Source organism: Paenibacillus sp. FSL P2-0121 (assembly GCF_037975345.1).
In the GTDB taxonomy this organism is placed as follows: domain Bacteria; phylum Bacillota; class Bacilli; order Paenibacillales; family Paenibacillaceae; genus Paenibacillus_AQ; species Paenibacillus_AQ odorifer.
The window spans coordinates 4,507,391-4,533,529 of record NZ_CP150245.1; the positions used below are offsets into that span (position 1 = coordinate 4,507,391).

The following is a 26,139-nucleotide window of genomic DNA, read 5'->3' on the forward strand; positions in this document are numbered from 1 at the left end:
AGAAGTTTCAGGGAATCCTTTTTCTTAGGAATCACTCCTTCATCCCCCTAATATAGTGTAGGAAAGAAAGGCGGGATGTACGTGAGTAAGCGGGATGAGCAAGAGCAAAGGGCGATCTTTCTAGCTGCAGTCTGCGGGCAAACCTATACACAATTTTCAAATATAGATGGAGTTTTCGTCATTCCATTAGATTATCAGCTATGTCATCCCATTGAAGCACAATCCTTCAATAATGTATGGGAACGTTTCGGCTTTATTTTGGAGTCTCCACAAGAGATTATTATCGCCTTTCGGGGAACCAGTACGACGACCAATTGGATATCCAACGTCCTCGCTTCACAGGAACGGTTCAAATATCTTAAAGAAGACTCTCTCACCCATCGTGGCTTCACCAACATTTATTCTTCAGCTCGGGACGGCATCTTCTCTGCGCTCTCCAAGCTATCTCCTGACAAGACCCTATACATTACGGGCCACAGCCTCGGTGGAGCGCTCGCCACCTTATGTACCTTAGATATTGCGGCAAATACCTCTTACACCTCACCTAACCTATATACTTATGGTTCCCCACGGGTAGGTGATCCGGACTTCGTTAATATTTTCAAACAATATGTGCGGAAGAGTTACCGGTATGCCAATCTTTTTGATGTTGTAACCTACGCACCTCCACATGTCTATAAGCTCCCCAAACGGGAAAAAAAGTATTATTACAATCATGTCCATACTTTTAACTCACTGTCTTTCCAGAATGGATCTACAAGTGGTAATCACGTAATCAGCAGCTATTTCGCCGAGCTCTCCAAGCTCCAACCGGAATTCGCTCAAGAATTATGTATAACGAACCCTGGATTCTGTCCACTCGTGGCTACGAAAGCAGAAGTATAATGTGAACACAAAAAGGAGGTGCCCAACAAGCCATATGCTGGCTGCCGGAACACCTCTTTTCTTCGTATGATTCGATGCCATCAGCAGTTACAAAGTCACTAACGGACTCCATTGACACTAACAGCAGTATATTTCCACTTTAAGAATTCCATCGGACCCCATGGACACTATTGGCATAAAAAACCCGTAATATAAGTCACTTTCTAACGAATAGCTGCACTGGAGTCCGAAACGCTGCCCAAAAGGCGATTATTTAGCAATTAACATCATCTGGGTCCGAAACCGGTACGAATGAAACTAGATCAGAATATAAAATAAACTAATACCACACCCAGGACTAACAGAATAAGTGAAACTATGTGCTGTTTCGTATGTTTTAGAAATTTCCAGTCGATAAACGACTGAAATCCTATTGCTACTATTATGACTACAATCCAAAACCACTTCATAACCGTACCCTCTGGGCCATCGGCAATTATTATCACAATCCCCGTAATTAATCCCACAAGTGCAAGTATAAGCTTCCCTTTTATATTAAGCTCATAACCGTCTTCAGGAAGTTTTTCTTTATCCGGGCCAACAATCCATATCCTTAGAAATAGGTTAGAAAAAGCAAGGATTATAAGTATAAGTCCAATTTTCACTTTCGTTCACCTCCACTCTTATATAGAATTCATTCGTATTTATTTCTGATCATTAGTTCTTTGATTTCTTTTAACTCATTTAATATTTCTTTTGATAGTTGCGTACTTCTAGAGTTATCGATGCCTACTTTAATCACGAATATTCCAAGCAACAAATAGATGATTAGCATTACGATGATCCCCAATTTACGTTCACTCCTCTTATTTTTGTATATTTCATTAAAGATATAGTTAGCATTAGATTAATATTATTCCCATGATACCATAATAAGGATATCTAATTAACACTCAGGAGCTTGCCGTTGGCTTGACAAATGATCAGTATATTCGATAAAATATACTATATCTTGATAATCAAGATAATTGGTATGCGAGAGTTTTTTCAATGCGGGAACACGATTAATCTTAACTGAAAAGAGGGAACACAATGGCAGTACTTATTCTATACGCTACAAAATCTGGAGCAACAGAACAATGTGCAAAAGTATTATCAGAAGAGCTACCTCAGAGCAAAATTTGCAATATAGAATTAGAGAAGCCGAATATCGAGGCATTTGATAGCATTATTTTAGGAGCAGGAGTAAGAGATGAAAAAATATATAAAGCCATTCGTGACTTTATCAAAAAAAATAAAGATGAGTTACTGACTAAGAAGATGGGCTACTACATTTGCAACGAGAAACCTAAGAAAACCGAAGAATTAATAGAGAAAAATTTCCCTGATGATCTGAAAGAAGCTGCGATTTGTATTGAATCTTTTGGAGGTTATAAGGCCTATAAGGCTCCAAAGGAAGGTACTGATCAGCTAAAAGGGATTTTGGTAGATAAAATAAGAGAATTCTCACAAAATTTCAAATAAAAAATCCTGTTACCAAGACGAAAATCTTGATAACAGGATTCTTTTTTTATATACGTTTATTGCGCCTTGAGGGTCACTTCAAACTTCGCACCGACATCACCTACAAATACAATTTTGCCGTTGCTAGGAAGTTTGACTTGTTTAAGACCGCTTATGGTGAAGTAATTCACACATACACCATTCTCATCATAGACGGCAAAGGAACTTTTGGTTGGCAGCTCTACTGTCATTATCTTACCTGTTGCCGTTTCAGGAACTCCATACCATCTAGCATATCCATCTGATTGGATAGTTACCATAGATTGCGGGCCTGCATAAATAGGTTTAACCGCATCTTGATGTATAAACAATTGATTGCCAATCTTTAAATACTCCACACCATTTTTCTCTTCAAAAATAAGATCCGCAAGATCGCGCCCAGCGATGGTTGGGATTTGCACGGTCATTTCTGCTTTATTAGGCCCAGTTATTTTATTCGAGCCCATATAACCAGGTGCGTCAGGGAACATAGCGATTCCAGCTACCGGCATACTCATGTAATATTGGGAGCTGTACTTCTCGCTGACATCAAAATACAATTTCCCTTGGCGCTGCTGCCATGCAGTAGTGACCTCTTGAGATAGGGCATTAGGTTCAAGCTTCTCAGCTGCATATTGGGTAACGGCAGTTTCACCAAGTCCTGGAATCACCCCATACCCTTGACTCCAAAGATAGATACGGCCATTGCTCTCCTTCACAAAGCTAACTTTACTTGTACCCTCTGCATCTAAGAATTCTCCGTTCGAATTATAGGAAAATTTCTGCGCCGGCATTGTAGGAGCTATAATTGAAGATATACTCAATTCCCCAGTTTTACTAACCTCTATCTTCATCAGTTGCGTAGAATCACCATAGACACCCGCATAGTTTAGCAATTCTTGCGGCATATCCTCTTTGTTCGAAGTTTTAAATGTAGGTGTAGCTTTCAGTTCCTTAATAACTCCCTTTTCCTGTAAAGCGCTGAGTAAAATTTCGTTGGCAAGCATCTGGTCCGTTGTACTTGATCCGCCAGAAGATATTACTGCTGCTGCCATCTGCTGCTCGGGCAGTACAACTAATGAGGTATGATACAGACCTGTATCTCCACCCTTTGTCAAAGCCTTGATTTCGTACTGGTTAAATGGATATAAGTTCACACTGTCCCAGCCTAATCCATAAGCTAACGAATTATCGGCTCCTTTAGGCCATATTCCAAGCTTATATTCCTCTTGTTCCATCGCTTTTACAGACTTTTCTGACAAAATGCCAGTCGATTGGCCTGTAAAAATAGTTGCAAAACGCACCAAATCCTCAGCAGTGGAATAGATACCACCTGTTCCAATCACGTTAATGGTTTCTTTAGGTAAAGCTGCTGAGTAGGTAGCATTATAGACACTAGCCAGCTGAGAAGAAGCTACAGAATCTACAGGCGTTTTCGTATGTTCAAGCCCTAGAGGTTCTGTGAAATTTTGATGAATGAATGTGGTAAAGTCCGTGCCACTGACCTTTTCAACAATCAACTCAGCCAACGTAAATCCATCATTACAATATACTGAGTAGGCGCCTGGATCGGCCTTCAGACGTTGTGTTGACAAAGTCTCTAGCAAACTATCTTTTGCAATAGGATCGGAATCATTAAATAAGAAAGAATTGGATAAGTTCGAGCCAGCAAGACCTGATGAATGATTCAACAGCATCCGTACAGTGATTTGCTTATAACGAGAATCTTCCATCGTAAAATTATTCAAATAAGATACGACTGAACCGTCCAAATCTACTTTTCCTTGCTCAACAAGCTTCATAATAGAAGCTGTTGTATACATTTTACTCGTCGAGCCAATACCATACATCGTTGTGACGCTTGGTGCTGTCTTACTCTCCACATGGCTAAATCCAGATTGACCGCTCACAACGATATTATCGCCATCAATAAGAGCATATTGGAGACTAGTCGTCCCCAGCTTCTCCGTTAAGAACGCCGCCTTCTCTGCTGCCACCTTCTGAGTGTTCACATACGTTTGCCCTTTGCTGCTATCCGCTGCTAAAACACTAGTAGGGACATACACCAATAGAAGCAATGCAACTAATAAGGATGCCAAATTTTTCTTCATACATAACCTCCCGATATGAAATCGTCATCCTTTAAAGGATAATTTATCCATGGAGTAATGTAAAGGAAGTTTATACTATTGGGATTATATATCTAATCTACTATTTCTACTTTATCTCCGATTCGAATTTCCCCTGTTTTGATTACAGAGGCATAGACTCCGAAATGCAAATCAAACTCTTTATGTAATTTTTTCAAAAGAACTGGGTCCTTCTGGAGACTATCCGGGTCCATCGTAATCACGACACATCTCTCACAAAAACTATCTACCTGTAGCTGTACATCCCCAATGTTGAGCCGGCGTCCAATCCAATCTCCTTCAAAAAGAGAATCATCATTCAGCGCGATAACAAAATTCCCGCGAAAACGACGTTGATCCAAGGAATGCCCCCAGGTTGCCTCCAGTTTTTTTAAGCTGGCATCCGTAATGAGTAGAATACTAGCGCCATCCACGGATAGGAGTTGCGGATGTTCTGGCTGTGGATGTGCAGCTTTTAGACCAGACATAGTGATTGGAGTTTTGGTTTGGCTTTGGATTTCTTCCAATAGATTATCATCCCATCCAAAGGTTCGCCCGTCTGATGCCGTTACATGGATTTGTCCATCTATAAATTGCGCTTGATAGGTAAGCATATTCGGTATATTTCTAGCGGTGATATATCTTCGCCAGCCCTCTTTTGACTCATCGTAAAAGGAGCAAAAACGGTCACCAAGCATTCCATACGGTTCAATCATACAGCTTTCTAATTTTTCACCCGCAAATGACTTGACCGGGTAACGATTAATTCCTTGAATTTCACCAACAACTGATAACATAATACAACGCCTCCACTTGTCTTAAAATGCAACGTATCTTCCTATTCTACCTGATTTTATTTAACTGTTGTATGAATATCTAATAACCCAGAAATTTTATATGTTTTATTGAGTTATATGTTTTATACTATGACTGTTAGACATATTGCATTTTGAAATAACACTCACTCCCCCATAAAGAAGAGAGGTAACCTGCTGTGCGGACAAATGATTTTCAAGGTTTTGACTTTGTTTTTACTCAAGCCGTGATGGGTATGGCCCTTATTTCGCTTGATGGAACGTTCCTAAAACTGAATTCAGCATTATGCGACCTCTTGGGGTATGATGAAACCGAATTAACGACACCCTCTCCAACCGTCCGTACCCTACTAGATCAGATTCATAAATTCAATTCATTAGGAAGTTCTCTTCCACCTACGAGCACTGATCCGCAGAGACTCGAAGTAGATTATTTCCATCCCACCGGACGCCGGTTATCTTTAAAGGTCTCCATATCTATCCTTCTGGGTGATAATGGTCAACCCATATATTATTTTACTCAATTCGAGAATAAAACCCTGATCAGGGAAATGGAGACTCAGCTTCAGGTTGTGAATTCCCATCTACTTGAAAAAGAGAGCTCTTTTCTACAGCTGCTGGAGGAACTGCCTCAGCCCGTGCTTATCACTAGGGGAGGGATTGTTCTGTATGCAAATTCGGCAGGTTTACAATTAATCCATGCGGAAAGCCTAGATCAAGTGCTTGGTCTATCGACTATGGATATTGTAGACTACTCTAATTATGAAATTCTCTCAGAACGAAGAAAGAAATTCAACACTGATAGAACAACAGGTTCTGTCTGCTACCTGATTAATTGTTTAAATAACCAGCAGAAATATGTAGATGGGATTACATTGCCGATCATTTATGAGGGAAACGAAGCCTACATTGGCATATTCAAAGATATATCCGAGCAAGTATTGGAAGATGAACGACTGATACAGTCCGAGAAATTATCCACAGCAGGACAGTTAGCAGCTGGAATCGCTCATGAAATACGGAATCCTCTTACAGCCATTAATGGCTTTATGAAGCTACTGCGCTCTTCCGAGCGGATGAATGATAAATATATTTCCATTATTGAGTCAGAATTGAAACGCATCGAGTTCATCGTCAACGAACTGCTTGTCTTATCTAAACCCCAAACCACTCATATTAGTAAACCAGTGGATTTATTGTCTTTGCTGGAACAAGTCACCACACTAATGAATGGACAAGCTGCCCTAAAAAATCTCAAGATCCTCCCTGTCTGTACTGATCAATCCATTTGGATCAATGGTGAGGCTTATCAGATGAAGCAGGTATTTATTAACTTACTTAAAAATGCGATGGAAGCAATGAATCATGGGGGAAACATCTATATTCATGTGCAAACCTATGACAGAGAAGCCCGAATCAGTGTGCAGGATGAAGGCTGTGGGATGACAGAGGAACAGATCAATGCCCTCGGCAAACCATTTTATACGACCAAAGAAACAGGAACAGGCTTAGGTTATATGATCACACAAAATATTATACATAATCATGGCGGAGCGATCTCTATAGAAAGTATTCTGGAGCAAGGAACAACTTTTACTGTGAGTATTCCAACGATCATTACACCTGAGGAACCTATCATGTAGAAGATGAGGTATCGCAACATCATGCAAGAATGCCCCTAATTTTCACATTATAATGGTTATACATAATTGGAAAAGAAGGTGCAGCAATGACTCGTGAAGTTCGAACAGTTGTTTTCGATCGTGACTTAAAATTTGAGGCCTATCGATTCGAAGGTATTATGCAGAAGTTTCCCAACCATTTTCATGACTATTATGTCATAGGTTTTATTGAACAAGGAAAAAGACATCTGCTATGTAACCAAGAAGAGCATATTCTTAACAGCGGAGATGTGGTCATCTTTAATCCGGCGGATCCCCATGCCTGTGAACAGATAGACGGGAGAACGCTTGACTATCGCTGCATCAATATTCAGCCGGAAGTCATGCGTGAGTATGTGCTAGAAATTACCGGCATAGACTACTTACCGCGGTTCACACACAATGTCCTCTACCAAAGTGAACTGTCGAGCCCTTTACACGATCTGCACCAAATGATATTAGAGGATCAATCCGATTTTCAAAAAGAAGAGTTGTTTCTATTTCTCCTTGAGCAGCTTCTGAGAGAATACACGGAGACAGAAACCCTCTGTCCCGCTCAAGAGCCTACTTCTGAAATTAAAATCATTTGCGAATACATAGAGTTACATTATGCGCAGAACATTACGCTGAACCAGCTAAGTGAATTGAGCGGCTTAAGTAAATATTACTTGCTGCGTTTATTTACCAGACAGAAAGGAATATCACCTTACCGTTACTTGGAAACTATTCGCATCAACCACGCCAAAAGGCTTTTAGAACAAGGAATATTGCCAATAGAAGTGGCCTCTCTAACCGGATTCAGTGATCAGAGCCATTTCACAAATTTTTTTAAAAGACTCATAGGCTTAACCCCTAAGCAATATATGCGTATATTTGTTCAGCAAACGGGAGTAAAGTCATCAACGGAACTTACGATATGATAAATCAACGCAAGATTAACACAGGACATCTGCTGGCATTGCTTACGATTTTAATCTGGGGAACCACCTTTATCTCCACAAAAATACTGTTAAAAGACTTTACGCCTGTGGAAATTCTGTTCTTTCGTTTTCTTATTGGGTACTTTGTCCTGTTACTGATCTATTCACGTCCAATCCGAACTACATCCTTTAAAGAGGAATTACTCTTTATCTCAGCAGGTCTTTGTGGAGTCACGTTATATTTTCTTATAGAAAATATTGCCCTAGTCTATACCCTTGCATCCAATGTAGGTGTGATTGTCTCCATCGCTCCATTTTTCACGGCGGTTATCGCTCACTTCTTTTTAGAAGAAGAGAAATTTCATAGGCAGTTTTTTATAGGATTTTTGATAGCCTTGACAGGAATTATATTAATTGGGCTGAACGGGAGTTATCTTCTGCCACTGAACCCCATCGGCGACTTGCTGGCATTGCTGGCACCTGTGGTTTGGGCAATATATTCAGTGTTGATGCGAAAATTAAGCCTACTAAAGGTTCATACTATAGGGGCTACCCGCAGAGTATTTTTCTATGGTCTGCTGTTTATGCTGCCTCCTCTGTTTCTGTTTGATTTCCAGCTGGGTCTGAGTAGATTCAAAGAGATTTCAAATGTAGCTCACCTGCTTTTCTTAGGTCTGGGTGCCTCGGCACTGTGTTTTTTGACTTGGAATAAAGCTGTAGGGATTCTGGGGGCTGTAAAAACAAGTGTATACATCTATATTGTGCCTGTAATTACAGTGGCAGCTTCTGCCCTTGTTCTGAATGAAAAGATCACCTGGGCAATCCTGACGGGAACTTTTTTAACGCTCACCGGTTCATATATTTCCGAACGCAAACCTAAATAACCACACCATCTTTAACATTTAATAAAAAGAAGCCCCAGCAGCGTGATGCATACTGGAGCTTCTTTAAGTTTCATTCCATACTCAGAACAACGAGACAGGAATAAGCTTTCTTCCTCCCTTGATCAGGGTCGATTCCAGCATGTCCCCTTTGACGCCTCCAAAATAAAGCTGCCAATATACGCCAAAACGCACGCTGACATCATTCTTCACCAGCTCCGGCGGCGTAACAATCAGCCATTGGAATTTGAGTGCCTTGGAAATTTCGAAGACGGGGTCAAGCACGTTATTGGAGACCATTTCTCCGAAAGGATTGTCATATAAAAAGACCGTCCAGCCTTTATTCTCACGATTCACCCGTTTATGCGTCATGATCATCATTGCGACCAGCAGCTGTACAGATTGACGTTGCCCACCACTGCCGACTGCTTCATCCAGTGCGCCGCGATTAATAATCTCCCAGTCCGAATAATGATAATCTTCCGGTGCGGCGTAGAGGAAATAATTCTCCGTTACCGGTTTATACACTTGAAGTATCGGAAAGCGGTTCTGCAGCGCCGCATAGACAATTCGTCCGTCATTAATAACCTCTTTGATTACCAGCGCCGGCACTTGTTCTATCTTTGGATACTTTTTGAGCAATTCATTGATGCATTGATTGAAGTAGTCACTCACCATCGGCTCTACCTCATCGCTTGTTCTTGGCACATTGATATTCTTGTAATTCAGACGTACCAGCGGGAAGGCATAATTATTCTCGTTATGAATAATCATCCGGCGTTCCATTCGCTTCATAATATCAATGATTTGTACCACTCGTAGAGATGCCCGGCCAACCCACATCTTGCGGGAGAGATCCATGCCTTCCTTATCGCTTTGAATGCTCTCGATCTGATCGCGCGAACTGCGTAGCATGGAATCTAGGACTTGCAGTGCAATGGCGAAATTATCCCAATGGACCGTATTCAATCGATCTAGAATCTTGGTCTCCAGTTCGGAATTCCGTTCATTTTTCGCAAGTTTTTCGGTTAAGGAATTTTTCTCTTCCTTCACCTTTTTGGAGATCTCATCCTGTCTAATCCGGCTATCCTTAATGCGGAGAAGCCAGTCGGCTACTAGAGGCTCGCAGCTTTCTCTAACCCTCAGCGTTATTTCTTCTGGCACACTCCGTAGGTTGACGCGATCCTCAATATGCGCGTTCATTATTTTGATTTGATTGGATAAAGTCTGAAGGAGGACATCGATTCGGTCCAAGGATCTTTTACACTGATTAAGCATAAGCTCATTCGCTTGGCAGCGCTCCTGAATTTCTGTCTCCTTATCCCCTAGCGCCTCATTCCAAAGCTCCACGGCACGTTCATGTTTCTCTTTGATCCCCTTCTCTACTTTGCGCAACTCTTTCTGCAAGTTCTCCAATTCAGTCTGGCAGCGGATGTAACCGTCGTGAACAATCTGATAGTCTTCCTCCAACGAAGTAGTATCCGTCTTTTGGCGATTTCTTGCAGCCATAATGGTCTCAGACGTTTCCGTAGGTTCAGTCGCCTTCCGCCAATTCACATCCACTTGATTCAGGCTGGATTCAAGCTCAGCCAGATTCTCGCTTGCTGCTTTAATCTGTGCAGCTCTTGTCCGAACTTCCAGTTCATTTTCAGTTAATGATTGCTGTAGACTTTCCACGGTACTGAGCTGCTGCAAGAGAAGATTCTGCTCTACAGGATCTACAGGTATGACTTCTCCTTCATCAGAAAGCTGGTGGTCTGTTGGGAAAACAATCTCAGGAAACCATCGTTGCAGTCTGGGGAACAACGCATATTCGGTTTCTCTCGTCCATTTATTGCGTTGTCCACTCAAGCTTTCCATTTGCACCTTTAGGTGTTCAAGCTGCTGATCTTTACCTGCTAACTCTTTGCTCACCAGATTCTTTCGTTCGATTATTTTTTGTTTTTCCTTATAATCTTGTTCCTGTTTCTTCGTCCGTTCAATCCAAGCTTGCAGAACCCCCGCTCTCTGCTCATGCTCCACACTTAGAACTTTGTTCTCAGCGAGCTCCCGTCCGATCCGGGTAAGCGTCCCTTCGTTCTCATCCATCTCATTGCTCAGATTGTTAATGCTCTGCTGAAGTTCAGCCTGCAGTTTAATAAGGGCATCATGCTTGGCTGTAAGCGTCATGGTATTCTCAGTTTGGAATAAACGGTCATATTCTTGACGCACCGATTTTAACTTAGATAAATAAGCTTCAGAGTCCTGAAGGATCTGCTCCTGTTCTTTGAGCTTCCCCTGAATACTGCTCTTCCAATCCTGGAAACGATCCGGCTGCAAGACCATTTGCGGCCCTTGATTCGCAAAAAGCATGAAGGATGCTTGATGCGAAGCTGCCATCTCTTCACGGATAAAGATCGGCACCGCTGATTTAAGCAAGGTGTCCTTCATCAGTTCCGGCTGAATTTTATCAGCTTCGCGCCGGGTCATAATCAAACTATATGGAAGTAACGGATATTGCTCCAGTTCTTCCTCACGTTCAAGATACGGACGGTCATTTAAGTAGGAACTACCTAGCGTTGATTGAATCTTTAACGAATCGAGTGTATCTTTGACCGTCAGAATATCTGAATTGGGTAGCCAGTAGGATTGGTTCTGAAGTTCCACATCCATGAGCTGATTATAGTAATCCCTTCTGGAACGTTTAGTCTGTTGCTCTACTTCATCTATTTTTCGGATAAAACGTGCCGGGATAACATCTTGTTCTTCAAAAAGGCCGGTAGCTCCTAAACGATTATGCTCTTCATACATTTCCAGCAGGACAACGAGCTGTGACCATAACTGGGATTCTTTCTGAGTCTGTGACTCAAGCAGAACCCCAAGCTCGTCCGCTTCACGCTCATAAGAACGCCGTTTCTCATTCAGCTCAGCATGACTCTTATGCAGTGCCAGCTTCCGAATCTCTTCCTGCTTGTGCTGTTCTTCCAAGTCTCCAATGTCTTGAAGAATCGTTTTGGCCGCTGAGATCGTACGCTGCAGGGCAGCTGCCGGAGAATGGGCGGCATCCTGCCCATATTGGGCTGCGAATGCTCCGAGTTCTTCCGTGTATTGCCGAATAGATAAGGTCAAATCATTGATCTGATTATCCAGCCCGGCCAGCTCCACCAAGAAACTTTCCCTTTCCTTGCGCAATCTTCTCTCTTCCACCGTTAGGTCTTGCTGTGCTGTCCCAAACTCTCTGATCGTTTGCTGCCAGAGATTAAACACCACATCCCACTGTTTCCGCAGCTGTTCCTTGGCTGCCTGAATGACCTCCTGCCGTTCTTTCATCTCCAGAGAACCTTCGATAGCTTGAATTTCTTTTTGCCACTGCTCAATTTGCCGGGTATGGAGCAACCGTTTAGCCAGAAAATAAGCTACTTCAAGCTTCTTCTCTTGCGCTTTGGAATCCTCCAGCCGACCACGCGCACGGCTCTGATCATCACTGAGCTTCTTAAACTCTTCTTGCTTCAGTTCCGTTTCTTCCTTGCTGCGTAAATATTTAAGATTGTCTGTCTCAAAGCGCAATTGCTTCGCATCCTGATAACGTCCAGCCAGTTCATCAGCAATCTTACTTCGCTCAACTTCTGCATTTCTCTGCTCTTCATAGATAACCGTATAGATTTGGCGTCCACGTAATTCCGTTTCTTGAACTACGTTTTCTGCTTCCACGCCTAGTTTTACCAGCTCATAAAGCGGTGCAGCCATACTAAGAAACTCTGTATAGACCTGCTCCCGCTGTTCAAGCATCGGCAAGCGCTGAGCCACTGTTGCTGTATCGATAAACATCCGCTGCAGCGTATTGTCGTCTTCCTTTAATCCTTCATTCAGACTAGATCCGATTTCAGGAATAATCAGCTTTTCGAACAAGTTATGATTGGTGAAGGCATCATTCTTTTTAAAATAACCTTTGATACCGCCCTCTTCACCATTGATCCGCCGCATATTACGCCACTCGGCGATATGGATATCCCGGGTAGCCAGGAAGTCATAATATCTTTTCAAATCCGAGCTATGGCTGCCAAAAGGTACAATCTCTCCCCGCCGATCGCGCACAAATTGCTGGATCGTTTCAAAACTCGTAGGTTCAGCAGTCACCTCGTCAAATAACGGCAACGTTGATAGCGTAAGTTCAGCCGCTTCACCGTAATCTGTAAGTGCGTACAGCAAGTAATCCACTTTGATATCCTGCTGATCAAGCGAATTATGTGCCGTCATAGCGATTCCCGTGGTCATATACTCATTGCGCTCATTGTTGTCCAGATGCCATTCGATAGCTACGTGAAAAGTGTACGGTTTAAGTTGTTTTTTATGATTATGAAAGAATGCCTCAACCTGGTTCTCACTGTCTTTGCCCCATGGTGTTTTGGGCATCAATAGCTGGAAAATGGATTGCAGCAGTACGCCCTTTCCACCGCCATTCATGAGCGTAATAAGCGTATTAGCGGGTCCCTCTTCGTTACAGAGGTCCAGAATCATGTCGTCGTATTTCTTGAGCATCTTCTCGTATTTAAGTCCTGTAATTCGTATGCGTTCAATCCGCGGCATAGGTAGCACCGTCTTTCTCAGCTAAAGTTCTTCCAATGAGGCTCTTTAATTCCTGGTATCGATCGACATCATGATATAAATAACGCATTCTCTCATAAAGCTCTTCCCGAGGAAAGATACGCTTCTCTGTCTCAGAGATGAATACGAGCTTCTCCTCCTCCAGAAGTTTCATGCCTTCATGAATCAGCCCAATTCGTGAGCCTGCGCCTCTGGTCAGAAGATCACTCTCTTCCTGACTCTTAGTCTGCATGTAAAGACTGGTCCATACCTTAAACATCGCTTGGATATCAAGCTGCCACTGCTGGCTGAATCGTCCTTCCTCATCCATCTGAATCCACGTCTGAAAGAGAGAGGACACTTGATCAGCAATTTGAATATAGGACATACTGTCCTGCCCAGACTTAAAATGAGTCTCATCCTGATCCATTTCGGCCAGAAAAACCAGAATAATAATATTGATAATATGTAAGTGAGTTTTACGCTCAACACGTGAATATTTGTTCTTCAACTGGGTGAAGTTGGTTGCAAACACTGATCCCAGCGGATTAACTAGCAGATGGAGACGGTGCCCGGAATTCATCACCCGACAGCCCCCTTCTTTAGCAACGTACTGAAGTGCATCATAAGTTCCTGCATCCTGAAGGCATTCTGCCGCTGCAGGGTCATCGAGAGGAATTACTTTTTTACGGAGCAATTCAAAAAATAGCCGCGAAGCTTGCTGTACCTGTTCTAATGTATAACTCATGTTAGTAACTTCTCACCTCTCCACGATCGTAATCATATATGGACTCATATCCAGACCAGGACACCGTACCCTTGAGGCTGGTTCTGGAGCAATGCTCGTCCGCAGCGTTTTGCCGCGTAAACTCTCCAACAGAAGATCTTCCGCAAGCACATATTGGATTAGCTGTTGGCATTCATCAGAAACGCCGCTACCACCTTCTGGTGCCTGTTCCTGCACTAAAAAATCTGTATGAAAAAACTGCACCCACAGATCGACAGCATCCGGTGTGTTTGCCCACCCTGTCAGTTCTTCGGCGGAAAAAGCGTCTGCAGTAAAGGTAAAGCTTCCATGCTCAGCCAAGGCAGCAAAAACTGGCTTCCACAGCTCCACTACTCTTGCCCATGGAATACCTTTAGGAATATATTGAACAGGCTCTGTGTCCACCTCATCTTCGAAATCATCCATCACTAAGTCGGGGATAAACCCTACCTCTTGTTCCTCCCAAGCCCAAGGAAGCGGATAAACGAAGTCCTGATTCGGAGCGAATAATCCGCTGAGCAGCAGTTCAAGACTGTCACCGCTTGGCAGACCCTCTTCTTTCACCCATTCCTCCCATACGTGAGTACGAAAGTTAAACCCGGCTGCTCCCCAGAATAATTCAGGGAAGTTCAATCTTAAATTGGTCTCCATCTCAAAAATATTCAACACTACCTCAGCCAGCTCATCGTGTACACGCCTAGAAAGCTCGACTCGTTCAGAGAGAATACGGATCTCATTGAAGTCGATCACGTCTTTCTCATCATTGGCCAGCCGGGCCAGAGAACGGTGAATACTGTCAAAATGTTTGCGTTCCTCCTCGAACTGATGATGAATCTCTTCGAGTCGCTGATGCCGAGCCACTCCGAATTCACTAAAAATATGCTTCGGATTGCGGCGTAACGCATTGCGGTATTCTTGCTGTTGCTGAGTCATCTTACGGACACGGGAGATCAGTTCATTAACATCCTGAAGAGCCCGAGTTACGCGCCCATGCTTAATATGCATTTGAATCTCGAGCAGTTTGATGCTGATCTGAAATTCATCAATAATCTCATGGCTCATAAAAATGAGCTCCATTGCATATTCAGAGAGACGATAGATGGTTCTGCCGTTCTCTTCCCAACTGCTGCGAGTCGCATCCTCGTCCACTGTGAAATACTTATATTTCTGCACGGACATTTGCCGGGTCACATCATCATAGAAAAAGGATTCGAAATCCCCACCATTCCCGCTCCACAATAAACCGTCCACGAGACGCTCTACGGATTCGGTAGTCCCAAGATTGGCGATATTAAAACGTTCCAGCGCAGTCCAAGTAAGCTCAATAATATCCTCTTTGGATCTTCTCTCATTCGATTCTAGCTCCAGATAATAGACTTGCAGCAGAACGCTTAAAGATACCATTTCTTTGTAAGGTTGGATTTCGCCAAGGTTCATGCCAGCCCCCAAATTCCACAGGGGATTCAATCGTTTGTTTCGTTCGCCAAAATCCGACCAATTCATCTTTCTGCTAACCTCGCCATCACTTCATAATTTAAAATTTCCTGCGGAACTCTCCGATCCTCTTCCAGCAATCGTTCTATATATGACTTTAGTTCGGGATAATTAGAGAATTCTTGAAGTACATTGTGTAGATGATCTGGGTTACAACTCTGGGGAACATTATACATATACGGTTCCTCAGTCAGTTTCATCATCTGCTCATAAATAGGGAGCGCCAGTCCAAGGTTTAAATCCGGATAACTAACCTTTAGTTTAACGTATATGTCCAAACCTGCTTTATCCATATCCCCGACATATAACAAGGTGGTTTGAAGGGGGTCAATATCCAATTCTTCAAGAAAGAGTAGGCTACTATCAATCTTCCAACCTTCACCGTAAATTAGCATGTCTGGAAACAGACCACAGATCTTCTTTTCACTAAGCATTAATCGTTTGGCTGAATGGAAAAATGACTTATTCTCCACAATAAGAATATTCCGAACGGGAACTAATGAACTGAAGTAAATAAATGGCTCCCTTGCGTTTACACTTTTTAAACTTTCCAGCGTAAGTTTAAGTCTAGTAAGAAATTGTTTACCTTCAGTTTCGGAGAGCCACTTCTCCTTACCAAACAGTTCCAGTGACCTTTCTTCTGTTGTAATGATTTCGCGATCCTTCGCCGTACGCAAAAAATTAGATACCTGCACAATCTGATCCCAAACCTCTTGTGTCTGAGTTTCAGGACGAATCAAGTAATAATGAAGATCCAGTAGATTCTGTACGCTTAACACGGCTGAAGGATCCCACCCCACTTGAGTTGAAACACTCTTATTTAACCAAAAATATGTATACATATAAGGCTGTTTAGAACTCATCGGACTGGACTTCACCGGTTCTAAGAAACCTTCAGCAACAAGCTCGTTTATACTATCCGCCAAAACACGAAATCCTCCGGCCCATAGATATTCTTCCTGTGTTTTATAAGCAGAACTAATGACTTCTTGTTCAATGCTGTCAAGATTTATTTTTCTTCTCCCTGTACGCACAGTTCCATACTTATTCTCCAACAAATTAATTATAATTACTCTCAATTCATCACCCTCACTAAAAGAAATAAAACCCCTATACATCCTGTATAGGGTTCTGAAGCACGGGAATATATGTTTCTATTATAACAATCCTTCAAAGGTTATGCTATTTTTGTTAAACAAAATAATAGATTCTATTGTTTACACTTTCCTATCAAAAAAGAGGTTATACTACGGATTTTCACTTTAACACATAGACTATTTACAGTGTTAGGTATCGCTAGAACATAATTAGGGAAAAACTCCCTGAAAACAGTCGATATTCGCTCTAAATGATCTGAATTAGGGAATTGCTCCCTAAAAATCAGGGAAATCTCTTCATTTTCCACCAAATCAGCTAAATAATAGGGAGGTTTTCCCTAATTATTAGCCGGATGACAAAAGATCGCAGAATTACAGGGAGAAATTCCCTGATTTTTCTGTTGAAGCTTCATTAACCCTTATAGAATCCGCAAAAAAAGACAGCCCCAAAAACCATGAAATGGCTGAATGGGACCGCCCTTTTTTATTAACTACTCGGCAACTCCTGGCGTAAACGCCATACAATACTGCTCAAGTGTGCTATTAGGTAGAGGAATGACCTTAACCGTAAGGAACTGATAATGCTCATAAATGGGCAAATTGCTCGGTGTCTGTGTCTCTAACGTACATAACGTATTGCTCATACGACATTCCGCGAGTAGCGGTGTCATGATTTTTGATACATATCCTTGACCTTGATATTGATCCTGCACTGCAAGCATATCCAAATGTTTATACTTCTGATCCCCAAACATTGATAACCACAAGGAACTCATACTACGCAAAATAGATAAACCACGTATAAATCCTCGCACCCCAATGATTCGGCAAATCGGCAATGACTTAATTATCGCAAGGACTATCTGTTTCATATACCTGACGTTCGAAATCACTGTCCCTGTCTGACGCTCCGAATGGAACACTAAAGCCACTGCTTCAAAGTTAGTAGAAGTCGTTAGTAAATCCGAATATGGATACAACATCTCAATGTAACGATGAAAAAAAATATTCAACACGCGTAATCGGGTTGATTCATCAGGCAAGATATGCTGATATAACGGATCATTTTTGGCAAATGCTTCGGCCAGAACACTGGCTGCTCTTGGAATATCATGCTGCTGAATTTTTAGTAATGTACTACAAATAGTTCCACCTCATTTAATAGTCTTATGAATTAGTATAACTCGTCCAATTGAATATGGCACGATGGTTCTATTGTCATTTCTTTATTGAATACGATATGATTGAAAAGATTACAAAAATACTGGGAGGTAAAATGGAAGATATTATACTGTGGCTTAAATACTTGTTTCTAGGGTTTGTTCAAGGGGCAACTGAGCCAATCCCCGTCTCTTCGAGCGGCCATTTGATCATCGCACAGAAATTGCTAGGCTTAAAACAAAATGGGCTATCATTTGAAATTTTAACAAATACGGCTTCACTAATTGCGATTTGTTTTATTTTCCGCAAAGATATCGGAAGATTGATCACTGGATTCGTTCAATTTATTCTGACCCGCAAAGAGGAATATAAGTCGGATTTCCTCTTCTCTTTGTACATCATCATCGGTACCTTGCCTGCGGTAATTGTTGCCTTACTCTTCAAGGATCAGATTGAGGATATCTTCTCGTCGGTTCATACCGTATCCATCGCCTTGCTTGTTACAGGGGTAGCTTTATGGTTGATCCGTAACCTTCGCGGACGTAAACAAGATGGTGACTTAAAAGCGAAGGATGCAGTTATAGTCGGACTTGCCCAAGCAGTCGCCCTTATTCCTGGGATAAGCCGTTCTGGTGCAACTGTCATCTCTTCCATCGCTGTGGGAATGAAGCAAGAAACTGCTTTACGCTTTTCTTTTATGCTTTATATTCCTGTCAGTTTGGGCGGACTCGTTATGGGCGCATCTGATATTGCCCACGATCCTAACCGCTCGCAGCTAGCCATTCCATACTTGATTGCATTTATTACTACACTTATCGTCACTTATTTCTCCATGCGTTGGTTTATGGGGATTATGGCTAAAGGTAATTTGAAGTATTTCTCTTATTACTGCTTCTTAGCTGGGATACTTCTCCTCATCTTTATGTAAGACATAACTTCAATTAAAAAACCTCATGACAATCTCTGAGATCACAGAGAGAGCATGAGGTTTTTTTGTACTATTTCAACATGGATATTACTTCATCGCTCGACCGGATCTTACCTATGCGAGGGAAGATAGTTTTGCATACATAATCATGTTCTTCTTTAGCCATCGCGGTCATAGCATCTTCTACAAAAACTTGATGATAACCAAGCTGATAAGCTTCTCTAGCAGTAGTATCCACACCAATCGAGGTAGAAATACCACATAATACGATCGTGTCTATTCCGCGGCGTCGTAACTGCAAATCAAGATCAGTACCGAAAAATGCCCCCCACTGCCGTTTGGTAATCAGATGTGCATTTTTGATATTCGCTAATTCTGGTACGATGTTGTCCCAACCTTCTGGATAGGTCACGGAATTCATTTTCAAATCAGTTTTAGGTTTAAGCATATCTTGCCCATCTAGCCATGACACCCTCACCAAAACAACAAATCCTCCTTTCTCCGTAAAGGATTGGGCTAATTTGCTGGCATTCTCAACCACCTGAGCACTTGTATGCGGTCCCTGCTTTGGACTGTGGACAATTCCCTGCTGCAAGTCGATCACGACTAGCACCGTTTTACTTGCCTCAATACTTTCAGATGCTAAGCTTGTTAATTCTTCCATTGTCTTCTCTCCGATTACTATCAATTTTTGTATACTACAATTACCCTATATTACCCAATAGGTGTCCCATTAGGTAATTTAATATCTGGCTTCAAGAGAACCACATCCCCTTTATCCGGTATTCCTCCAAGAACTAATACTTCTGATTGGAAACCCGCAATATTTCGAGCAGGAAAGTTAACTACCCCAATGATTTGTTGCCCTACAATCTCTTCGGCCTTATATCGTTTAGTAATCTGTGCACTTGATGTTTTGCTTCCGATATCTGGTCCAAAATCAATTTGGAGTTTAATCGCAGGTATTTTTGCTTTTGCAAAAAACTCCGCATTAATAATTGTTCCAACACGAACATCAAGTTTTAAAAAATCATCAATAGTTACCATTTGCCATCCCCCTATTTAGCTAAAACATTTTCCGACTACTTATTTACTTATTTTGAATGTTGTACTTTAAAGATTTCGCCCAAAAATACATTCCCATACCGAATAAGGTTATTATGCCACCTAAAAACTGGAATAACGATATAGTTTCCCCTAATAATAGATATGCAAGGACAATGGCAAGAACAGGCTCACCAATAATCCCAACCGAGACAGTAGTTGCTCCAATCGACTTTAACAAAAGGTTAAAGATGTATTGACCAAAAATAGTTGGAATTATTGCAAGAAGCAAAAAATAAATCCAATCTGATGAAGCATAATTAATTAATGAGACATTATTTATCAAATTGTACACGAGCATAACAGTACCACCAATAAAAAAGACGAAAATGCTGTATTTATTTGCATTGATTTTGCCGCTTACTTTTTGCCCGGCCAACAGATAGACTGAAGCAAAGAATGTGCCAATTAACGATAAACCATCGCCGATTAGTGCATCTTTCGAAACCCATATGTCTCCCCATGCAATAACAATCGAACCTAAAAGAGCAACAATCAGGCAAAAAACGGTTAGCAGGTTAACATGTTCTTTGAATAAAAAGTAAGACCCCATCATAACAAATAGCGGCTGTAACGATAAGATCACCATGGAGCTTGCAACTGAAGTATAGACCAATGATTCCATCCAGAATAAAAAGTGTAACCCTAGAAATAGGCCGGATAAAATAACGATGGCCCAATCTTTTTTATTCATCTCAGTAGAACGAGCCATTTTCCCAGATGTAAAACAGAGCATGATGATTACAGAAATAAACAATCTATACATCCCGGCCACTGAAGTAGGTGTATCTGAAAGTTTAATCATGATTGAAGAGATAGAAACGGACAAAATACTGATAAATAACAGAATAAACGGATGAAATAGTATAGGCGGTTTATTTGAACTAACCATAGTTCCTCCAAAATGTGTGACAATCCCTGTGCACAGAATTGTATGATAAGTCTAGGCTGGATATAATAATATCACCGTCAGGGTCTATATTGTGCAACTATATCTTTAATTTATATAGAAATATCGTCAAATAAGGAGAATAAGCACTTTGAAAAAGCAATTGCACGAAGCCATTCAATTTCCTGATGATGCATTTCCATACATCATGTACACTCATACCAATTATGAATCTATTCCTAATGGCAGAGGGGTTAACGATCTACATTGGCACCAAGAACTACAAATTACTTTAGTGACCAAAGGGAAACTAACCATACAAGTCAACGGAATCAATTATGATTTAGAAGCAGGTCAGGCCATCTTTATTAATAAGAGCGTACTTCATATTGTTACGTACCTTAACCAAGAGGGTGAATATGTTAGTTTTAACTTCCCAGAGAAGTTACTCGCTTTTTATTCTGAAAGTGCAATGGAAAAAAAGTATGTACTTCCGTATACCAATTCATTCTTGTTAAGTTTAGAAATCAAAGGAGATAAGGACTGGCATAATCAAATCCTACAAATTCTTTGGGATATGAAAAAAGAATTTGAATCGAAAAAAAAATGGGGATGGGAGTACGAAGTTTCTATCAAAACTGTCCAGTTATGGTTAATCCTTATATCAAATTTTTCTCTATCCTCTGAGGAATCGTCTAAATATAACAGACTCCAGCAAGAGAGACTACAATTAATGCTTAGTTTTATTCACAAAAACTATTCTAATAATTTGACATTGAAGGAAATAGCAGATACAGCACATCTAAGTGTATCGGAGTGCACTCGAGGTTTTAAGAAAAGTATCCATATGACTCCGTATTTCTACTTAATTAAATATCGCATTAATAAAAGCTGTGATTTGTTAATAGCAACTGACTACACGATAACTGAAATCGCACAGCGAGTTGGTTTCAATAACGCAAATCACTTTATCCAGTCTTTTAAAAAACACTTAAACATAACTCCTAAGGAGTTCAGAAAAATTAGAAATGAACGAACTTAAAAAACAACAAAAGCAGAGTCGATCGCTTTGTCTGACTGCCTAGTGTTAGCGTAATTTCGATGTCCTTCGTAAATCTCGAATATATTTCCAAGACACAAGCTTAATGTTTTTCATTTTCTAATAGTCTATGATCTCGAGATCGCCATATAAACGATATCCCACTATTTTCCAATAAAGTTACGTTTATATCTTCAACCTTTTCGTCCTGCATGAATTAGTGTTCAATTCTCCTATATGATAAACTTGCAAGAAGTTATCTGCTATTTATCTATTAATAAAGGAGCGGAAAAAAGAGATGGGCAAAAAGAAAAAAACATTACCCGCCAATTTTGCCGAGCTGGTTAAAACGAATGATATGTCTGCCTTAAAAGAGGTATTTGAGCTATGCGAATGGGATGCCCGTGGGGGTTACAGCAAAGGTACCGCCCTCAGCTTCCGGCAAATACCGGATGAAATGGTTTCCTGGCTTGTGGAGCAGGGCGCTGACATCAACGCTGCCGACAACTATAAGCGCACCCCTCTTCATGCTCAGGCTGCAACCTGGTCCGGAAATGTCCCCTTACTCCTTGAGCTAGGTGCAGATATGGAAGCCCTGGATTACCAGAATGAGACACCGCTGCACTCAGCAGCTGCTTCTTACAAAACAAAAGTAGTGCGGGATCTGGTGGTACGCGGCGCAAATGTCCATGCAGAAAATAACCGAAAAAACACACCTCTCGCCAAAGGATTATTACAATGCCGGAATATCGATATAGTTCACATGGCAGAAATCTCGCGTATTATGCTGGATGCAGGAGCAGTAATCACGCCGGAGATGAAGGAATCCGTGCGGCGTATCGGCAAGGATTTTGAATTCGTCAGAACAAATTACAATAAAGATCGACTGGATGAAACTGCAAATGCTCTCCTGGAGCTGTACCGGCAATTTGATGTCGAGCCTATAGCGAAACTGCAGAGACATGATGGAATCTCTCCTATCGAGGTAACGGCAACCGCATGGCCCGCACAGCACCAAGAGCTGTGGGATTTTCTCGTCCCTGCTTCAGGACACGCGACAACGGTGCAGGGTGAGGTTATCCGCATCACAGGGCGGGTGTCTCATGAAATCCTTAATAATGGCGGAGGAAACTGGGATGCCGATTACCGTAAAATGCTGGATGCACTGATACGGCATTTTAGCACGGGAACGCCTTTAGAGCCCGTCCTTCTTCAAGAGGCAACATCACTCGCCAAACGGTTCCGCAACATCGCTGGCAATGAGCAACCAGCCAGATTATGCGAGCTGGCGGTGCAATGGGTACTTGCCAATCCTCAGCCTATTTCTATGACACAACCCGATTATTCCCGTTAAGTCTATCCTGAATCCTTAACGTGTCTATTATCTAACTAAAGAAAACAAAGAAACGCCCCGAAGAAAAAACTTTGGGGCATCAATTTACATGAATTCTAGATCCAACAAGTTTTAAGGATAATGACGAGAAGAATGTAAAGCACAAGAATCGTACCCGTTGATGTCCAAGGATTAATACAAACTGGAGCCTTTTTTTGTTCTTGAACGCCCCCAACACAGTTATACCCCATTTAAATCCCTCCCTAATTAATTTTTTTAAATTTCACAACAGCATATGACTATGTATCATCAAGTGATTGGGCATTAAACAACTTTGCCGCTTGTATCTAAGTCTATGATTCAATTCATTTTCTTTAACTTGACAAGCATACATAACTTTATGCTAATATAGACAAATCAATAACGTTGATATATCATCTATTCTTCAATTAGGAGAGATCATATGGATTCAAGAGAACCTTTAGGTTTGGTCATTCGAGATTTGCATTTAGAAATAGCAAATTATTTAACAAAGTTACTTGCTCCTTTTCGACTTGCACCTGAACAGCATCTACTTATGGCTCTGATGCTTGAGAAAGAAGGTCTATCTCAGAACGAGATTGCTGCTAATCTTGGTAAGGACAAAGCCAGTGTTGCCCGAATGATCGCCAGCTTAGAGAGCAAAGGTTACATACACAAAGTAACAAGTGCGCAAGATCGCCGAGCGGTAAATGTATATGTAACAGAAGAAGGACGGAAATTAGAGAATACTATAAATGAGGTGACGGTCAATTTAAACGAAATTATCGAGTCAGGATTATCTGCTTCAGATTACTCAACGTTAAAGACTTTGCTAACACATGTGCTGAATAATGTAAGAAGTGCTTAAAGCATTTCTCTCCCCCTTATAGTTGATATATCATCTATCATGCAAAAATAATACGAATCAAAATTCTGAAAAGAGGTTCATCATTATTATGGAATCATCATCAACTGTTCAAGTTAAACGTCCAGCCCTCATGGCCTTCTCGCTTATGTTAGGTGCATTCGTCGGGCTATTTAGTGAAACCGCCTTAAACATGGCTTTTACAAATTTAATGGATGAATTTTCAATCAACGCCTCAACGGTTCAGTGGCTAACCACAGGATATTTACTTGTATTAGGTATCCTCGTTCCAATATCCGCCCTATTAATGCAATGGTTTACCACTAGACAATTATTCACAGCTTCCTTGCTATTATCTATCGTCGGTACATTAATTGCTGCCCTCTCGCCTAATTTCACCTCATTATTAATTGCAAGATTAGTGCAAGCCTTAGGGACAGGCTTATTGCTTCCATTAATGACCAATATTATTCTTATTATTTTTCCTGCACATAAACGCGGAACTGTCATGGGAATGATGGGGCTCGTTATTATGTGTGCACCGGCACTTGGGCCTACTCTATCTGGTTTAATTGTAGATCATTTTGGGTGGGAGTATATCTTTTGGATAAGCTTACCTTTATTGTTATTTACATTAGGTTTCGGATTAACATTCATTAAAAATGTAGCCAACATCACAAAACCTAAAATAGATATTTTATCCATCTTGCTTTCTACTTTTGGATTTGGTGGAATCGTCTTTGGTTTTAGTAACTTTGCTGATCATTCTTTGAGTGAAATCATTGTTTTGCTGCCTCTTATTGTTGGTTTCATCAGCTTAATCTTGTTTGTATTACGGCAATTTAAATTGGAAACCCCAATGCTGAATTTACGGGTATTTAAATATCCCATGTTTACGATAGGTCTTATAATGCTCTTTTTAGGAATGATGATCATTTTATCTTCTGCAATTTTATTACCTTTATATTTAAAAGGAGGTTTATTGTTATCGGCCACAATGGCTGGTACTCTACTTCTTCCAGGCAGTGTTATTAACGGGGCTATGGCTCCAGTTACGGGTAGAGTATTCGATAAATACGGTCCGAAATTATTGCTGCCGCTTGGATTTTTTATCGCAACCATTGCTGGTTTTCTATTTACAAGAAACTCTACTGAAACCAGTAGCCTAACCTTTATTTTAATACACTGCGCAATGTTTATCGGATTAGCTATGGTCATTATGCCCGCTCAAACCAATGGGTTAAATCAATTACCCGTGAAATACTATCCGGATGGGGCTGCTGTTATGAGTACACTTCAGCAAATTGCAGGTGCTCTTGGTACAACGTTCGCTGTTACGCTAATGTCTAGCGGACAAACACGATTCGCAAACACACATCCAACCGCTGCACAGCCTGAAATATTAACCGCTGGAATTACACATGCTTACTTATTTATCGCAGCAATTGCAGGTATTGGATTGATTATATCGTTATTTGTGAAGCGTATTCGAGTGTATTGATTTGTATGTGAAAAAGACAGTGGACATGAACTGCCCGCTGTCTTTTTTTTAAGTATAACCCTAAGGCTTTAACTCATATGTTTTTCATAAAAAACTAATGTTAAGTTGTCATTTATTTTTTTGGTTTCCCCCGTGCTTCTATACCCTAACTTTTCATATAAATAGCAATTTCTTTGCTCCTGTATAATACTATCCAGCTCCCATTTCTTTGCATCTTTATATCTCTGTTCAATGATTGCAAAAACCTGCTGGGCAATCCCCTTCCCATGATGTTCTGGCAAGATAAAGATGATGCTGACCCGATAAGTTTTATTATCCTTTTTAACGATACGGACACCGCCCACAGCAATATCAAAATACTTAATCATATAATAATCTGCAAAAGACTGATTAATTCGATCCCTGATTTGTTCCACAGATTCATTGGCTGGGCTGGTTTCATAATCTTTATATTTCTCCAGCAATGGCATAAAGGCTTTGACTTGCATTTCATGAATAAACTCTGCGTCGCTCGCGTCTGCTTTACATAAAGAAATCTCCATAAAGTTATACCCCTCCGAAAGTTA

General features: G+C 41.1%; 24 protein-coding genes. 11 read left to right on the plus strand and 13 right to left on the minus strand.

Translation table 11 applies throughout. The features are described from left to right. Positions 1-75 precede the first annotated feature (75 nt). Entirely contained in the window at positions 76-885 is an 810-nt protein-coding gene (locus tag MKY54_RS20005; RefSeq protein ID WP_076127292.1) for a lipase family protein, read from the plus strand. Positions 886-1,187: 302 nt separating this feature from the next. Here MKY54_RS20005 and MKY54_RS20010 read toward each other — a convergent pair whose 3' ends face one another. After that, positions 1,188-1,529: a DUF4181 domain-containing protein gene (locus MKY54_RS20010; protein ID WP_076127294.1), complete on the minus strand. Its 342-nt coding sequence runs from the start codon at positions 1,527-1,529 to the stop codon at positions 1,188-1,190. Positions 1,530-1,956: 427 nt separating this feature from the next. On the opposite strand from MKY54_RS20010, the gene MKY54_RS20015 reads away from it, so the two are divergent. Then, positions 1,957-2,388: a flavodoxin domain-containing protein gene (locus tag MKY54_RS20015; RefSeq protein WP_076190655.1), complete on the plus strand. Its 432-nt coding sequence runs from the start codon at positions 1,957-1,959 to the stop codon at positions 2,386-2,388. A gap of 56 nt (positions 2,389-2,444) precedes the next feature. Here MKY54_RS20015 and MKY54_RS20020 read toward each other — a convergent pair whose 3' ends face one another. Further along, positions 2,445-4,517 (minus strand): serine hydrolase domain-containing protein, encoded by a 2,073-nt coding sequence (locus tag MKY54_RS20020; RefSeq protein ID WP_339187665.1) that lies wholly within the window; start codon positions 4,515-4,517, stop codon positions 2,445-2,447. 92 nt (positions 4,518-4,609) lie between these two features. After that, positions 4,610-5,332: an MOSC domain-containing protein gene (locus MKY54_RS20025; RefSeq protein WP_076276121.1), complete on the minus strand. Its 723-nt coding sequence runs from the start codon at positions 5,330-5,332 to the stop codon at positions 4,610-4,612. A gap of 197 nt (positions 5,333-5,529) precedes the next feature. Here MKY54_RS20025 and MKY54_RS20030 point away from each other — a divergent pair, with 197 nt between their 5' ends. The 3 genes from MKY54_RS20030 (at position 5,530) to MKY54_RS20040 (ending at position 8,815) form a co-directional block, all read left to right on the plus strand. Continuing rightward, positions 5,530-6,993, plus strand: a complete 1,464-nt coding sequence (locus MKY54_RS20030; protein ID WP_256720974.1) for an ATP-binding protein — start codon at positions 5,530-5,532, stop codon at positions 6,991-6,993. 86 nt (positions 6,994-7,079) lie between these two features. Then, the gene (locus MKY54_RS20035) at positions 7,080-7,931 is read left to right on the plus strand and encodes an AraC family transcriptional regulator (RefSeq protein WP_339187667.1); all 852 of its coding nucleotides are present in this window, start codon (positions 7,080-7,082) and stop codon (positions 7,929-7,931) included. Beyond that, a complete protein-coding gene (locus MKY54_RS20040; RefSeq protein WP_339191238.1) occupies positions 7,931-8,815 on the plus strand; it encodes a DMT family transporter in 885 nt (294 codons plus the stop codon). Before MKY54_RS20035 ends, MKY54_RS20040 begins: the two co-directional genes overlap by 1 nt. Before the next feature lie 81 nt (positions 8,816-8,896). Here the strand turns inward: MKY54_RS20040 and MKY54_RS20045 are convergent, their stop codons facing one another. From MKY54_RS20045 to MKY54_RS20065, 5 genes are all read right to left on the minus strand, one after another. Further along, positions 8,897-13,378 carry a hypothetical protein gene (locus MKY54_RS20045; RefSeq protein ID WP_339187669.1) on the minus strand — a complete coding sequence of 1,494 codons (4,482 nt, stop codon included), beginning with the start codon at positions 13,376-13,378 and terminating at the stop codon, positions 8,897-8,899. Beyond that, positions 13,365-14,123, minus strand: coding sequence for a DUF6063 family protein (locus MKY54_RS20050; protein ID WP_076190642.1), 759 nt, complete (start codon positions 14,121-14,123; stop codon positions 13,365-13,367). Before MKY54_RS20050 ends, MKY54_RS20045 begins: the two co-directional genes overlap by 14 nt. A gap of 12 nt (positions 14,124-14,135) precedes the next feature. Continuing rightward, positions 14,136-15,644 carry a hypothetical protein gene (locus tag MKY54_RS20055; RefSeq protein ID WP_076182986.1) on the minus strand — a complete coding sequence of 503 codons (1,509 nt, stop codon included), beginning with the start codon at positions 15,642-15,644 and terminating at the stop codon, positions 14,136-14,138. Continuing rightward, positions 15,641-16,714 (minus strand): Wadjet anti-phage system protein JetD domain-containing protein, encoded by a 1,074-nt coding sequence (locus tag MKY54_RS20060; protein ID WP_339187673.1) that lies wholly within the window; start codon positions 16,712-16,714, stop codon positions 15,641-15,643. Before MKY54_RS20060 ends, MKY54_RS20055 begins: the two co-directional genes overlap by 4 nt. 509 nt (positions 16,715-17,223) lie before the next feature. Then, positions 17,224-17,604, minus strand: a complete 381-nt coding sequence (locus MKY54_RS20065) for a GNAT family N-acetyltransferase (protein WP_339187675.1) — start codon at positions 17,602-17,604, stop codon at positions 17,224-17,226. A gap of 98 nt (positions 17,605-17,702) precedes the next feature. On the opposite strand from MKY54_RS20065, the gene MKY54_RS20070 reads away from it, so the two are divergent. Further along, positions 17,703-17,879, plus strand: coding sequence for a hypothetical protein (locus MKY54_RS20070; RefSeq protein WP_256717547.1), 177 nt, complete (start codon positions 17,703-17,705; stop codon positions 17,877-17,879). A gap of 129 nt (positions 17,880-18,008) precedes the next feature. Beyond that, positions 18,009-18,821 (plus strand): undecaprenyl-diphosphate phosphatase, encoded by an 813-nt coding sequence (locus MKY54_RS20075; RefSeq protein WP_036688882.1) that lies wholly within the window; start codon positions 18,009-18,011, stop codon positions 18,819-18,821. A gap of 70 nt (positions 18,822-18,891) precedes the next feature. Here MKY54_RS20075 and MKY54_RS20080 read toward each other — a convergent pair whose 3' ends face one another. The 3 genes from MKY54_RS20080 to MKY54_RS20090 are packed head-to-tail and all read right to left on the minus strand — an operon-like array spanning position 18,892 to position 20,730. Next, positions 18,892-19,485: a hydrolase gene (locus tag MKY54_RS20080; RefSeq protein WP_076182991.1), complete on the minus strand. Its 594-nt coding sequence runs from the start codon at positions 19,483-19,485 to the stop codon at positions 18,892-18,894. A gap of 50 nt (positions 19,486-19,535) precedes the next feature. After that, positions 19,536-19,868 (minus strand): chaperone CsaA, encoded by a 333-nt coding sequence (gene csaA, locus MKY54_RS20085; protein ID WP_076182994.1) that lies wholly within the window; start codon positions 19,866-19,868, stop codon positions 19,536-19,538. Positions 19,869-19,911: 43 nt separating this feature from the next. Then, positions 19,912-20,730 carry a DMT family transporter gene (locus tag MKY54_RS20090; protein ID WP_339187680.1) on the minus strand — a complete coding sequence of 273 codons (819 nt, stop codon included), beginning with the start codon at positions 20,728-20,730 and terminating at the stop codon, positions 19,912-19,914. Between the two features lie 235 nt (positions 20,731-20,965). Here MKY54_RS20090 and MKY54_RS20095 point away from each other — a divergent pair, with 235 nt between their 5' ends. Together MKY54_RS20095 and MKY54_RS20100 are read left to right on the plus strand one after the other, a co-directional pair. After that, positions 20,966-21,856, plus strand: a complete 891-nt coding sequence (locus tag MKY54_RS20095; protein WP_076143736.1) for an AraC family transcriptional regulator — start codon at positions 20,966-20,968, stop codon at positions 21,854-21,856. Between the two features lie 295 nt (positions 21,857-22,151). Further along, positions 22,152-23,207, plus strand: a complete 1,056-nt coding sequence (locus MKY54_RS20100; protein WP_339187683.1) for an ankyrin repeat domain-containing protein — start codon at positions 22,152-22,154, stop codon at positions 23,205-23,207. Positions 23,208-23,302: 95 nt separating this feature from the next. Here MKY54_RS20100 and MKY54_RS20105 read toward each other — a convergent pair whose 3' ends face one another. Then, positions 23,303-23,383 carry a YjcZ family sporulation protein gene (locus MKY54_RS20105; protein WP_232061537.1) on the minus strand — a complete coding sequence of 27 codons (81 nt, stop codon included), beginning with the start codon at positions 23,381-23,383 and terminating at the stop codon, positions 23,303-23,305. Between the two features lie 266 nt (positions 23,384-23,649). On the opposite strand from MKY54_RS20105, the gene MKY54_RS20110 reads away from it, so the two are divergent. Beyond that, the gene (locus MKY54_RS20110; RefSeq protein WP_076183004.1) at positions 23,650-24,075 is read left to right on the plus strand and encodes a MarR family transcriptional regulator; all 426 of its coding nucleotides are present in this window, start codon (positions 23,650-23,652) and stop codon (positions 24,073-24,075) included. 88 nt (positions 24,076-24,163) lie between these two features. After that, positions 24,164-25,573, plus strand: coding sequence for an MDR family MFS transporter (locus MKY54_RS20115; RefSeq protein ID WP_076183007.1), 1,410 nt, complete (start codon positions 24,164-24,166; stop codon positions 25,571-25,573). A gap of 68 nt (positions 25,574-25,641) precedes the next feature. On the opposite strand, the gene MKY54_RS20120 is transcribed toward MKY54_RS20115, so the two are convergent. Continuing rightward, positions 25,642-26,115, minus strand: a complete 474-nt coding sequence (locus MKY54_RS20120) for a GNAT family N-acetyltransferase (RefSeq protein WP_076301726.1) — start codon at positions 26,113-26,115, stop codon at positions 25,642-25,644. Between the last annotated feature and the right edge of the window lie 24 nt (positions 26,116-26,139).